This window comes from Paraburkholderia sp. J41 (assembly GCF_905220235.1).
GTDB lineage: Bacteria > Pseudomonadota > Gammaproteobacteria > Burkholderiales > Burkholderiaceae > Paraburkholderia.
On sequence record NZ_CAJMZE010000062.1, the window covers coordinates 1 to 11,984 of the forward strand.

Genomic DNA, 11,984 nt, shown 5'->3' on the forward strand with positions numbered 1-11,984 from the left:
TGTCATGCGACGTCGGCTGAACGGCGAAGGGGGCGAATCTTAGCGCCACCCGCGCGTGCTGGCAAGCGCTTTTCGAGCATCCAATAAAAAGAGGCGCCAAGCGCCTCTTTTCCTCTCATACATCCCGGTCGAGCTACGAGCCACCTTTCGGGGGCCGCTTGAACATCGCCTTGCAGGGCGGCGACAGCTCGTTGTAGTGCTGCTTCATGCATGCCGTGATTTTTTCCTTGTTCGGGATTTCGCTAGAACAGAAGTGGAACGCGTCGCCGCGGCAGGCGTGTTCCTGTTCATCCTGCGACGCCGCGTGGCTCGCCGTCGCGAGCATCACGCCGATCAGCAGCGCGCCCGCTTTCCCTAAATGTTTGACCGCGTTTTTCATGGCGTTCGTCCTCGCTATGTGTATCGAGAGTAGCGAAGCCCGACTGCAAACGTCATTCCCGGCACGTCGATTGCAATGCCGTCGCCGGTTCCCTCACGAGGCGCTGCGTCACGCAGCGAACTAGACATGAAGCCATCGATCATCCGCGTCGTCGCGCTCGGCTCCGCCATCGCCATGCTCGGCGCACCGCTCGCCGCACGCGCCGACGACAGCGCCAGCCCGTGCGCCGCGCTCAAGCGCATCGTCGCCGCCGCGCCTCAGCACTTCGCCGCGTTGAGTCCCGACGATGGCCGCGCTGTCGCGCAGCCCTATGGCGACGACGCCCAGTGCGCAACCAGCGGCAAGACCTACCAATGCACGTGGAGCGCACGCGACGCCGGATCGGGCACGAACGCGCTCGAAGGCGTGGGCGCCGACATCGCCTCTTGTCTGCCCGACGCCACGCACGACGGCAACGCGCCCGGACGCCAGCACTTTTATCTTGGCGCGCGCGGCGACCGCACGGAGATCACGGCGCAAACCGTCGGTGCGTCACGCGTAAAACTCAGCGTCACGCATCCCTAGCCGCACGATATAGACCGATCGGTCAGGGCTTCGCCGGCGCCGCCGCGCGCCGGCGCGACGCAACAGCGCCGCCACCGCCCGCCCGCGCGGCGCCCTGTCGTCGTCCCGTCAGCACCGTCTGCACGATCACCGCCGCGAGCAGGAACGCGCCGCTCGCGAGGTTTTGATAGTACGGGCTCAGCGTGCCGACCTGATTGATGACGTTGTCGATCACGCCGAGCAGCAGCACGCCCGCGAGCGGCCCGGCCATCGTTCCCACACCGCCCGTGAGCAGCACGCCGCCGATCACGGCCGCCGCGATCGACTGCAATTCGTAGCCCGTGCCCGCCGCGGACAAGCCCGAATCGAGGTGCGACGCGAGCAACGCGCCCGACAGTCCGGCCAGCGCGCCCGACAAGCCATACGCCAGAATCTTCACGCGCTCCACACGCACGCCGAGCATGCGCGCCGCTTCCTCGTTGCCGCCGATCGCGAAAATCGCCGCCCCGAAGCGCGTGTGGTTGAGCAGCACCGCGCCCAGCCCGTACACGATCGCGAGCACCCAGATCAGATTGCTGATGCCGAGTACGGACCCATTGGCGATGTGAGCGAAAAACCCGGGATTCGCGATCAGCAGATCCTGGCTCGCGAGCACGAGCGCCACGCCCTTGAGCCCGAGCAAGGCCGCGAGCGTGACGATGAACGGCGCCATGCGCGCGCGCGCAATCAACAACCCGTTGCCGATGCCGATGACGAAACCCGCCGCCACCGGCGCGAGCATCGCCGCGCCCCAGCCGTATGGCGCGGCATAGGCGGCGATCACGGTGCCGAGTCCCACCATCGAGCCGACCGAAAGATCGAAGCCGCCCAGAATGATGACGAGACTTTGCCCCACGGCCACGAGCCCGAGAAACGCGCTGTTCGATACGATGTCGGCGAGATTGGACGGGCGCAGGAAGTCGGGGAACACGCCGCCCGCGACGAGCGACACGACCACGAGCATCGCGATCGCCCCGCGCGACTGCACGAGCGCGATTAACTGCGCGCGGCGGTTGGAGCCCGGCGCCCTGGCGCGATCGTCGGTTGAATCCTTCGCCGGATCGCCGGGTTGCATTGCGTTGGCCATCGCGTCAGCCTCCCGAGCGCTGGAGATACAGCGCCACGACGATGAAGACCGCCTTGAGGATCTGCGCGTACGTGAAGCTGATGTTGTTCATGATGAAGCTCGCGTCGAGCACCTGAAGCAGCAGCACGCCGAACACCGCGCCGACGATCGAGATGCGGCCGCCCGACAGCGGCGTGCCGCCGATCACCGAAGCCGCGATCGCGTCCAGTTCGAAGTTCACGCCCACGTAGTTCGGGTCGGACGCGCCCAGCCGCGACGACGCGAACAAGCCCGCGAGGCCCGCGAGCGTGCCGCTCACGGCATAGACGAGAAAGAGCGTGCGCCGCACCGGAATGCCGGCGAGGAACGCCGCGCCGCGACTCGCGCCGACCAGAATCGCGTAGCGCCCGAAAGTCGTGCGGCGCACGACGAACGCCACCACCACGGCCAGCGCGAGCGCAATCAACATGACGATGGGCACCGGACCTAGCGTGCCCGCGCCGAGCAGATCGAACGCGGGCGCGTCCGGCAAATTGACGCGCGAGCCGCCCAGCAGCGCCTGCGCCAGACCGCGAGCGGCGACGAGCAGCGCGAGACCCGAAATCAGCGGGTCGATGGCGAGCACGGCGACGAGAAAGCCGTTGCACAAGCCCACCACGGCGCCCACCGCGACCGAGCCGACCAGCGCCGCCCCCACGCCGTAAGGCAGGAACACGGCGACCGACGCGCTCGCGAGCGCCATCACCGAGCCCACCGAAAGGTCGATGCCGCGCGTCGCGATGGCAAGGTTCTGACCGAGCGCGATCAGCACGATCGGCGCGGCTTCGAACAACAGACTGCGCGCCGCGAACGGATTCGAGAAACCCGGCGTGACCGCAAGATTGAACACGACGAGCGCCGCGAGCGCGAAATACACGCTGTGCTCGCGCAGCACGGTGCGCCAGGCGCCGCCGCTTTTCGGCGAGCCGGGAGAACCGTGCGACCCGGAGGGCGGCGACTGCGGCGCGCGCGGGGGATGCGAGGAATTCGAGGGGCTCAAGCGTGCCTCGTTCGTTTCGAGATTGGTCGCCATCGGAGCGGTCGTCGTCGATTGGGCTGGTTTCGCGGTCAAGCTTTGTCCGCGGCGGCGGCGTTGCCGGCGGCCTCGGCAGCATCGGTGGAATCGGCAGATTCGGTGGCATCGCCGGCCAGCACGGCCAGCACGTCGTCGGGGTTGGCGCCCGCCGTCGGCATGCCGCCTTGCGTCGCGCCTTCGTTGAGCACCACGAGGCGGTCGGTCAGCGCGAGCAACTCCTCCATCTCCGACGACGTGACCACCACCGCGAGCCCGTCGCGCGCCAGTTCCTGCACGACGCGATGCACTTCTTCCTTCGCACCCACGTCGATGCCGCGCGTGGGATCGTCGAGCAGCAGCACCGTGGGTTGCGTGGAAAGACAGCGTGCGATCAGCGCTTTCTGCTGATTGCCGCCCGAAAGCGTGGTGATGAGCGCGTTCGGCCCGGCCGTCTTGATGCCGAGCCGCTCGATCGCCTCGCGCACGACCTGCGCTTCTTTCGCGCGCGAGATGAAGCCGAAGCGCGAAATGCGCGGCAGCAAGCTGGCAACGATGTTCTCGCGCACCGAAAGCCGCGGAAAAATGCCTTCGGAACGCCGGTCCTCGGAAAGAAACGCGAGACCGCGTCCGATCGAGCGCGCCGGACTCGCATGCGCGAGCGTGCGCCCGGCGATATTCACTTCGCCCGCATCGGCCTTTTGCGCGCCGAAAATCGTCTTGAAGGTTTCCGTGCGGCCCGAGCCGAGCAGCCCGGCCAGCCCGACGATCTCCTTGCGCGCAACCGCGAGCGACACGTCGCGAACCCGGTTGCCCCATTGCAGATGATCGACGGCGAGCGCGGGCACGGTGTCCGCGGCGGTGTCGGCGCTGCCCGAGCGCTCGGTCCATGCGTGCTCTCCCGCGCCTTCGCGGCCCAGCATCGCGGCGATCAGCGCGGCGCGCGGCAATTCCTCGGGCGTGCCGGTGCGCACGACGGCGCCGTCGCGCATCACGGTGAAGCGGTCGCAAAGCCGGTAGCACTCGGAAAGCCGGTGGCTCACGAACAGCAGCGCGATGCCTTCGGCGCGCAAGCGATCCACCACTTCGAACAGCACGTCGACTTCCGCGCCGCTCAGCGCCGAAGTCGGTTCGTCGAGAATCAGCACGCGCGCGCCGAGCGACACGCCGCGCGCGAGCGACACCATCTGCTGCGCGCCGAGCCCGAGCGAACCGAGCCGCGCCGCCGGATCGACGTCGAGCCGGTAACGCTGCACGATTTCGGCGGCGCGTTCGAGCATGCGCTTGCGATCGACGAGCACGCGGAAGCGCTTCGGCTCGTGACACAGAAAAATGTTGTCGGCGACGCTGCGCTCGGGAATCAGGTTGATTTCCTGATACACGGCGCACACGCCCGCATTCTGCGCGCCGCGCGGGCTGTCGAACGCGACGTTCGCGCCGTCGAGCGTGAGCGTGCCCGTGTCCGGCTGATGAAAGCCGGTCAGCACCTTGATGAGCGTGGATTTCCCCGCGCCGTTCTCGCCGACGAGGCCGTGTACTTCGCCCGCGCGCAACGTGAGCGACACGTCGCGCAGCGCGCGCACCACGCCGAAGGTCTTGAAAACGCCGCGCGTTTCGAGCACGGCGCGCGGCGTGGCGGAGGCGGTGTCGGCGCTCGTCGTCATCGGGCGCGCGCTTAGTAGACCTTGCCCGCCGCGAGCGACTGCTTCGCGTTGGTCTTGTCGAACAAGGCGTCGTCCATGATCTGCTTCTGCGGCACCGGCTTGCCCGCGAGGTAATCCTCGAGCGACTTGAAGGCGAGCGGGCCGAAGCGCGGATTCGTCTCGACGTCGGCGGCAACCGTGCCCTGCGAGATATCGGTGACGATTTCCTTGGTGCCGTCGATCGACACGATCGTCACGCCCTTGAGCTTGCCCGCCTGGCGCAGCGCCGTGATCGCGCCGACTGTCATCGTGTCGGCGTGCGTGTAAACCGCGTTGACGTCGGGATGCGCGAGCAGGATCTGCTCCATCACTTTCTGCGCCTCGGTCGTCGACCAGTTGGCCGTTTGAGCGGCGGCGATCTTCATGTTCGGATACGCCTTCAGGGCGTTCGCGAAGCCGTCCGTGCGCTGGCTTTCCACCGTGTTGCCGTAGCCGCCCTGGATTTCGGCGATCACGGCCTTGCCGCCCGTGGCGTCGGCGAGCGCCTTCGCGGCGCGCTCGCCCTGCTTGTAGAAGTCGGAGCCGAGGAAGGTGATGAAGTCGTCGCAAACCGTGCCCGCCGTCTGGCGGTCGATCGTCACGACCGGAATGCCCTTGGCGCGCGCCTGCGCGAATGCCGGTTGCAGGCCGGTGGAATCGTTCGGCGCGACGATCAGCGCTTCGGCGCCCTGATTGATCATGCTTTCGATATCGGCGACCTGCTTGGCCTGGTTCGCGTTGGCGTTCGTGTAGAGCAGACGCTTGACGCCGGCGGCCTTGGCCGCGGCGCGCACCGAAGCCGTTTCGGTCGCGCGGAACGGATTCTGTTCGTTTTCCGATTGCGAGAAGCCCACCACCATGTCGCTCAGCTTCTTGCCCGCCGGCTTCGCGATCGTGCAGGTCTCGTTCGAGCTGGATTGGACTTTTTGCGCGCTGTCCTGCGCGTGGGCGTTCGCGGCGAACGCACTGGCGACGCAAAGACCGGCGGCGATAAGAGCGGACTGAATTCGATGATGACGCATGGCTGTCTCCGTGGATGACATAAGGGTGCGGGTGCGATACCCGCCCTGGGTCTTGTTGTCTTTCTCGATGCCCGGAGCACTGCGCCACGCATTGCGCCGGATTATTACCGCCACTGCTCAATAATATTACCAGTCAATTTTCGTCGATATTAATGAGGGTATTCACGGGGTCGGCGACATTCGGTGCGCAGACGGAGGTGCGTTCGATGAGCGGTCCGTCCAGCTTCACGGTGCGGCGGCGCACAGGCGCGCCCGCGTCGCGGTTCTGCTCCTCCTGGAGCAGCGTTTCGACCGCCCAACGGCCGAGTTCGTAGTTGGGCAGCACCACGGTGGTAAGCGGCGGGTGCGTGTGACGCGCGATTTCCTGGTCGTCGTAACCCATCACGGAGACGTCTTCGGGCACGCGCAGCCCAAGTTGCTTGAGCGCCTCGATCGCGCCGATCGCCGTCAGGTCGTTCGCGCAGAAAATGGCGGTGGGCGGGTTGGGCTCGCGCATGAGCGAGAGCGTGAGTTCGAAGCCTTTGCCGGAACTCCAGTCGCCGTCGCGCACCAGGCGTTCGTCGAACAGCAGGTCGGCGGTGGCGAGCGCCTGGCGATAGCCTTTCAGCCGATCCTTCGCGGCGTCCTGCCACGTTTCACCGTTGATGAAGCCGATGCGCCTGTGCCCCGCCTCGATCAGATACTCCGTGGCCGTGTGCCCGCCCGCCACTTCGGCCGGCACGACCGAGGAAAGCGAATGGTCCGACGAATAGCAGTTGAGCAGCACCGCCGGCATCCTGGTCAGCGCGGGCGGCACGGTAACGCGGCGCGTGTAGACGGTCGCATAGATCACGCCGAGCACGTTGGGCATCAGCAGCGTTTGCAGCACGTGCTGCTCCATTTGCGCGTTGCCGTGCGTCGAAAACACGGCGAGCAGGCAGCCGTTGTTCCAGGCCGCGTCGCGCGCACCGTCGATGCTCACCACGGGATGCGGGCTGGTCGAGACTTCGTCGGCGATATAGACGATGAGATTGCGCTCGCCCACGGGCGCGGGCGTTTGCGCGGCGCGCACCGGCAACTGATAGCCGAGCGACTGCGCGACATCCATGACCTTGCGGCGCGTGGCTTCGGAGAGTTTCGCGCCGACCGCGCCGTTGAGCACGAGCGACACCGTGGATTGCGACACGCCCGCGGCTTTCGCGATGTCGGTCATGGTCGGGCGGCGCTGGGTCGATTTTTTCATCGTAGGGAACGGGCACCAGGCAGGCACCAAGGCGATAGACGTGCTGCACGGGACGAGGCCGCGCTGTTGGGCCGAAGCGTAGCACTAATAATTAGCCTCATCAATTGACGAATGTCGCTATTCTTTTGCGTCGTTCTCAGTCTGCGTATCAGACTATATTAACTATTATTAGTAATAATTTTGCCAGACAGGAGGACGCCCATTTGACCGCCTCTACGCCCGCTCCTACGCCCGCTTCGAAGTCCGCTTCGGCGTCCGTTCCACAGCCTGCCGCGCAGTCGACTCCGCCTCGTTCGTCCGCCTCCGCCGCTCCTGCCGATGCGGCCCGGCCATCCGACGCGCCGTTTGACGCCGCGGCGCTCGACGACGGCCAGCTAGTCGCGCTCTCGCACGGCCCGTCGCGCGTGCTGGTCGCGCCGCACGTGGGCGGCTCGATCGCGGCGTTCTACGATGCAAGCGGCTCGGACGGCGCGGACCGGGCCTTTCACTGGCTGCGCCCGGCCACGCGCGCGGCGATCGACGCGCGCGACCCGCTCGGCATGGCGAGCTTTCCGCTGATGCCGTATTGCAACCGCATTCGCGACGGACGGTTTCGCTTCGAAGGCGAGATGATCGACCTGCCGAGCGGCACCGGCCAACTACGCCACGCGCTGCACGGCCACGCGTGGCGCAGGCCGTGGAGCGTCGAGGCGCAAACCGGTGCTTCGCTCACCCTGCATTTCCTGCACGAACCCGAAACGCCCCACGATGCGGCGCGCGGCGGCAAAGGCTGGCCGTTCCGCTACGAAGCGCGGCAGCACATCGTGCTCGACGACGACGGTCTGAGCGTGCGCCTGTGGGCGCGCAACCTGGCCGCACGGCCGATGCCGTTCGGCCTGGGCCATCATCCGTACTATCCACGCACGCCCGGCACGCGCATCGCGGCGCGGGTGCGGGCGATGTGGGAAATCGACGCCGAAGTGCTGCCGGTTTCGCTCAACACCCATCCCGCTGTGGACGCGCTGCAAGCCGGCCTCGTTCTCGACGACTTCGATCTCGACAACAATTTCTCCGGCTGGCGTCGCGAGGCGCTGATCGAATGGCCGCAACATCGACGCCGCCTCGTGCTGCGCGCGAGCGCGCCGCTCGACTTCTTCGTGCTGTTCAGCCCGCCCGACATTCCGTATTTCTGCGCCGAGCCGGTCAGCAACACGACGGACTGGCTCAACCTGACGCATTCGGGCTCGGCGGAGCGGATGGACGTGGGCGGCACCGTGCTCGCGCCCGGCGAGACGATCGAAGCGCGACTGGCTTGGCTGCCGGAACGAAGCTGACGCCCGAAACCGGCGATTCCTGTTTGAGCGATGCGAGGCGTCGCGTGCCGCCGCGCGCGGCGCCTCTGGTCATGTCGGCAAAAATCGGCAGTTAGTTGCGTCCTGTGAGCGTCGTCGTGCGCAGGCGAACGTGGAGCAAACCGCGCACGGCGGTTACTATTCCTGATCGCAGCACAGAAAAGCGGCGCGCCCGGCGAGCCGCGACAAACCCAGGAGACATTCATGGACAGCCCGCGCGCCGTCGACGTCCAGACGTTCATCAACGAGCATCCGTTCTCGCCGTTCCAGTGGTTCATCTTCGCGATGTGCTTCGTCATCGTCCTGCTCGACGGTTTCGACACGGCCGCGATCGGTTTCATCGCCCCGTCGCTGCTCGGCGAATGGGGCATCGCCAAGCCCGCGCTCGCGCCCGTGCTGAGCGCCGCGCTGTTCGGCCTCGCCTGCGGCGCGCTCGCCTCGGGCCCGCTCTCCGACCGGCTCGGGCGCCGTGCCATGTTGCTCGGCGCGGTGCTGTTGTTCGGCGTGGCGTGCCTCGCGTGCGCGTTTTCGACCAGCATCGGCCAGCTCACATGGCTGCGTTTCGTCACCGGCGTTGGGCTCGGCGCGGCCATGCCCAACGCGGTCACGATGATGGGCGAATTCTGCCCCGACCGCCGCCGCGCCACCGTCATCAACCTGATGTTCTGCGGCTTTCCGCTCGGCGCGGCCTGCGGAGGATTTCTCGCCGCGTGGATGATTCCGCATTTCGGCTGGCGCAGCGTACTCGTGCTCGGCGGCGTGACGCCGCTCGCGCTGGCCGTGCCGCTCTTTCTGCGCATGCCCGAATCGGTGCGCTACATGGTGGCGAATCATCATCCGGCCGCGCGCATCCGCGCCGCACTCGCGCGCATTTCGCCCGACGCAGCGAGCGCGCAGGTGTTCGCGATGACCGAAAACGCGCCGCAGACGCAAGGCAAGGGCCTTGGCGTCGTGCTCTCGCCGGCTTATCTGATCGGCTCGGTGATGCTGTGGGTCGCGTATTTCATGGGCCTCGTGATCTTCTACGCGTCGATCAACTGGATGCCGCTTCTGCTCAAGGACGCCGGCCTCGCGCCCGCGAGCGCAACGCTGATCTCCGCGCTCTTTCCGCTCGGCGGCGTGGGCGCCGTGCTGTGCGGCGTGCTGATGGACCGCTTCAACGCGAACCGCATCATCGCCGTGTGCTACGCGCTCACGGCGCTTTCGGTATGGGCGATCGGCCAGGCGGTGGGCAACGTCGGCGCGCTCGTGCTGGTGGTGTTCGTGGCCGGCGTGCTGATGAACACGGCGCAGTCTTCGCTGCCCGCGCTCGCGGCCGCGTTCTACCCCACGCAAGGACGCGGCACGGGCGTCGCCTGGATGCTCGGCATCGGCCGCTTCGGCGGTATCGCGGGTTCGTTTCTGGTCGCCGAACTGGCGCGCCGACACGTCACGTTCGCGGGCATCTTCGCGACCGTCGCCGTTGCGGGCCTGATCGCGGGCGCGGCGCTGCTCGTCAAGCAAGCCGCGCGGCCGCAGGCCAGCGGCGGCAGTGCAACGCAGGAATCGTCCGGCCACTGAGCGCCTTGCATCGCGCCGCCGGCAATCACGGCGTGATGCGCGCTCGCTTCGATCAGAACAACGGCAGCGCGCGGTTCGCCGGCGCGCCCGGCGCGGCGGTATTCGCCACGCCCGAAAGCGCGGTCGAGAACGTCCACGTCACGTCGACGGGAAGCGTTTGCGCCGAACTCGCCAGCACGCCGGTCACATGCACCGTGTATGTCGTGTTGGCGGCGAGCGGCGCATACGGTACGCACAGCGCGCCGTTCGACAACTCGTCGGGCGCCGTTTGGGCCGTTTGCGCGAGACACGGCACGTTCTTGCCGCTCGCGTCGGTGATCGAGAAGCTGACCGAGCTGAGGCTCGTCTGGAAACCGCCTTCGATCGTCACCGGATAACCCACGGTCGTCATTTCGTACTGCGTAGCATTGACGAACGGATTCGGCGATTCGTTGGCGAACCAGCTCGTCGGCGCGCCCTTCTGCCCCGGATACGGATACGCGACGAGCGACGTCGACGCCATCGTGCCCGAGAGGTTGCCGAGGTCGACATTGAACGCCTCCCAGCTCGCGTTCTGCGAGGTCGCGACGCCCATCGACTCGAAATCGTCGAGCATGATGATGCGGTGATACGGCGCGTCGAACAGCGTCTGCACCGGCGAGAGACTGTTGTCGAACGCGGCGGGCGGCCCGGCCACGACCACTTCGCCGGTCTGCGCGAAATTGCCTTCAGCTTCGATGCGTGTGAGCGGGTCGGCGCCCGTGTAACCGGGTTTGCCCGCCGTTTCCGTGTGGCCGAAGGTCTGATTTTCGACGAGATAAGTCGCATGATCGAGCGACGACGCCGTGAGTCCCGCATCGGACGAAAGCGAAACGAGACCGAGATTCAGGCGCATCGTGTTGAGCCACGCGACGCTGTCCGCGGTAACGTTGCCGCTCGCGGCCGGCAGGTTCGCCGGATTCGTTGCGGGCGCAACGATCGTGGCCGAACCGGCGCTGGCGCTCGAAGGCGTCACGTTGGCGGCCGTCGCACCGTTGCTGCCCGAGGCGTTACCGACCGCCACGCTGCCCGATCCGCTCGAAGCGCTGCCCGACGATCCCCCGCCGCCGCCACATGCGGCGAGCAAAACGAGTGCGGAAGCGGAAACTGCGTCGAGCCTGAAACTGGAAAACCGCATGAGATGCCTTTTTAACTGATTTCTGGTGACGCCGGACCAAAGCCAGAGTGGCTTTCGCAAGACGAAAGCGGCCGCGCCGCGCGAATCACGCGACTGCGTATTCAATGCTCAATGAATTGGCGTCCTGACTAACGGCAGAAAAGGCCGCGGACTTGAGTGCCCGGGACGATTAATGAAAGAGAAAAAAGAGGGTGCGAGCGAACGATGCTATTCCGTGAACGCACGAAGATTCAATGCGTGCGAATTACCGATCCAGACGGCGGCATCGCGATGATCGCGCAGTGCGTTCGACGTATTCGGATGCATGAAGATATCCAACGCACCGTGATTAAGCGTGAGCCACTCAACGACTTCGATAAAGCGCTCGCGCGCAATCGTCAGTTGATATGACCACATTGGATGCGGTCCCACTGGACGTTCGTGAAAACGCCCGAGCGGCACGGCCTCGCCAAAACGCGCGGTGATGGCTTCGCGCAGCGTCCACGCGGCGTCACGAGAAGTGGCGTCGAAATAAACGTGAGCGTGCCAGTGGGTAATGTCGTCGGGATCGAGATAACTCATTGTGCAAACAACAGACAAAAGAGAAAGAGCAACTCGCCTATTTTCTCTCGAATCGCATGCTGCTCGCAACGCACCGCATGCAAGTTGCCAAATTAAATGCGGACGGTTGAGTCGGTATCGTCGATCGTAAAGTGCGCGATCTTTTCGGCTTCGTTTGTGATACGAGCCGGCGCACGGTGCCCCGCGTTCCCAAGGCAACGCCGCCCGGCACACTATGGCCGGGCTTGGTGTTTTTCTGAAAGTGGCAACGCAGTTTCGCCGGATATCGGTATCGCCGCGACGTTATTAAGGATTACGAATCATATAAGAAACAACCGATACGCCGAATTCTGCGTTTCCTCGTGATGCGGATAACCGAGCGTGGCGAGGAAG

At 66.0% G+C, this 11,984-nt stretch carries 11 protein-coding genes; 3 read left to right on the forward strand and 8 right to left on the reverse strand.

The genetic code is table 11. The features are described 5' to 3' along the window. Positions 1–133 precede the first annotated feature (133 nt). Positions 134–325: a hypothetical protein gene (locus tag U5805_RS31075; RefSeq protein WP_322107332.1), complete on the reverse strand. Its 192-nt coding sequence runs from the start codon at positions 323–325 to the stop codon at positions 134–136. A 180-nt stretch (positions 326–505) separates the two neighbouring features. On the opposite strand from U5805_RS31075, the gene U5805_RS31080 reads away from it, so the two are divergent. Then, the gene (locus tag U5805_RS31080) at positions 506–943 is read left to right on the forward strand and encodes a hypothetical protein (protein WP_322107322.1); all 438 of its coding nucleotides are present in this window, start codon (positions 506–508) and stop codon (positions 941–943) included. Positions 944–965: 22 nt separating this feature from the next. On the opposite strand, the gene U5805_RS31085 is transcribed toward U5805_RS31080, so the two are convergent. The 5 genes from U5805_RS31085 to U5805_RS31105 form a co-directional block, all read right to left on the reverse strand. Further along, a complete protein-coding gene (locus U5805_RS31085; protein ID WP_322107323.1) occupies positions 966–2,048 on the reverse strand; it encodes an ABC transporter permease in 1,083 nt (360 codons plus the stop codon). Between the two features lie 4 nt (positions 2,049–2,052). Next, positions 2,053–3,099 (reverse strand): ABC transporter permease, encoded by a 1,047-nt coding sequence (locus tag U5805_RS31090; protein ID WP_322107324.1) that lies wholly within the window; start codon positions 3,097–3,099, stop codon positions 2,053–2,055. 35 nt (positions 3,100–3,134) lie between these two features. Next, complete coding sequence (locus U5805_RS31095; protein ID WP_322107325.1) at positions 3,135–4,742, reverse strand: sugar ABC transporter ATP-binding protein; 1,608 nt, start codon at positions 4,740–4,742, stop codon at positions 3,135–3,137. A gap of 11 nt (positions 4,743–4,753) precedes the next feature. After that, positions 4,754–5,782: an ABC transporter substrate-binding protein gene (locus tag U5805_RS31100; RefSeq protein WP_322107326.1), complete on the reverse strand. Its 1,029-nt coding sequence runs from the start codon at positions 5,780–5,782 to the stop codon at positions 4,754–4,756. Positions 5,783–5,915: 133 nt separating this feature from the next. Then, positions 5,916–7,004 carry a LacI family DNA-binding transcriptional regulator gene (locus U5805_RS31105; protein WP_322107327.1) on the reverse strand — a complete coding sequence of 363 codons (1,089 nt, stop codon included), beginning with the start codon at positions 7,002–7,004 and terminating at the stop codon, positions 5,916–5,918. 203 nt (positions 7,005–7,207) lie between these two features. Between U5805_RS31105 and U5805_RS31110 the strand changes: the two genes are divergently transcribed. Beyond that, positions 7,208–8,317: an aldose 1-epimerase gene (locus tag U5805_RS31110; protein WP_322107328.1), complete on the forward strand. Its 1,110-nt coding sequence runs from the start codon at positions 7,208–7,210 to the stop codon at positions 8,315–8,317. Positions 8,318–8,539: 222 nt separating this feature from the next. After that, positions 8,540–9,895, forward strand: coding sequence for an MFS transporter (locus U5805_RS31115; RefSeq protein WP_322107329.1), 1,356 nt, complete (start codon positions 8,540–8,542; stop codon positions 9,893–9,895). Positions 9,896–9,947: 52 nt separating this feature from the next. Here U5805_RS31115 and U5805_RS31120 read toward each other — a convergent pair whose 3' ends face one another. After that, entirely contained in the window at positions 9,948–11,051 is a 1,104-nt protein-coding gene (locus U5805_RS31120) for a CAP domain-containing protein (protein WP_322107330.1), read from the reverse strand. 207 nt (positions 11,052–11,258) lie between these two features. Further along, positions 11,259–11,612 (reverse strand): DOPA 4,5-dioxygenase family protein, encoded by a 354-nt coding sequence (locus tag U5805_RS31125; protein ID WP_322107331.1) that lies wholly within the window; start codon positions 11,610–11,612, stop codon positions 11,259–11,261. Positions 11,613–11,984 lie beyond the last annotated feature (372 nt).

Bases quoted from the DNA above. Each gene is read 5' to 3' on its own strand.
- U5805_RS31095 (WP_322107325.1), bottom strand. From the start codon at position 4,742: ATGACGACGAGCGCCGACACCGCCTCCGCCACGCCGCGCGCCGTGCTC.
- U5805_RS31125 (WP_322107331.1), bottom strand. From the start codon at position 11,612: ATGAGTTATCTCGATCCCGACGACATTACCCACTGGCACGCTCACGTT.
- U5805_RS31090 (WP_322107324.1), bottom strand. From the start codon at position 3,099: ATGGCGACCAATCTCGAAACGAACGAGGCACGCTTGAGCCCCTCGAAT.
- U5805_RS31085 (WP_322107323.1), bottom strand. From the start codon at position 2,048: ATGGCCAACGCAATGCAACCCGGCGATCCGGCGAAGGATTCAACCGAC.
- U5805_RS31100 (WP_322107326.1), bottom strand. From the start codon at position 5,782: ATGCGTCATCATCGAATTCAGTCCGCTCTTATCGCCGCCGGTCTTTGC.
- U5805_RS31080 (WP_322107322.1), top strand. From the start codon at position 506: ATGAAGCCATCGATCATCCGCGTCGTCGCGCTCGGCTCCGCCATCGCC.
- U5805_RS31115 (WP_322107329.1), top strand. From the start codon at position 8,540: ATGGACAGCCCGCGCGCCGTCGACGTCCAGACGTTCATCAACGAGCAT.
- U5805_RS31105 (WP_322107327.1), bottom strand. From the start codon at position 7,004: ATGAAAAAATCGACCCAGCGCCGCCCGACCATGACCGACATCGCGAAA.
- U5805_RS31120 (WP_322107330.1), bottom strand. From the start codon at position 11,051: ATGCGGTTTTCCAGTTTCAGGCTCGACGCAGTTTCCGCTTCCGCACTC.
- U5805_RS31075 (WP_322107332.1), bottom strand. From the start codon at position 325: ATGCTCGCGACGGCGAGCCACGCGGCGTCGCAGGATGAACAGGAACAC.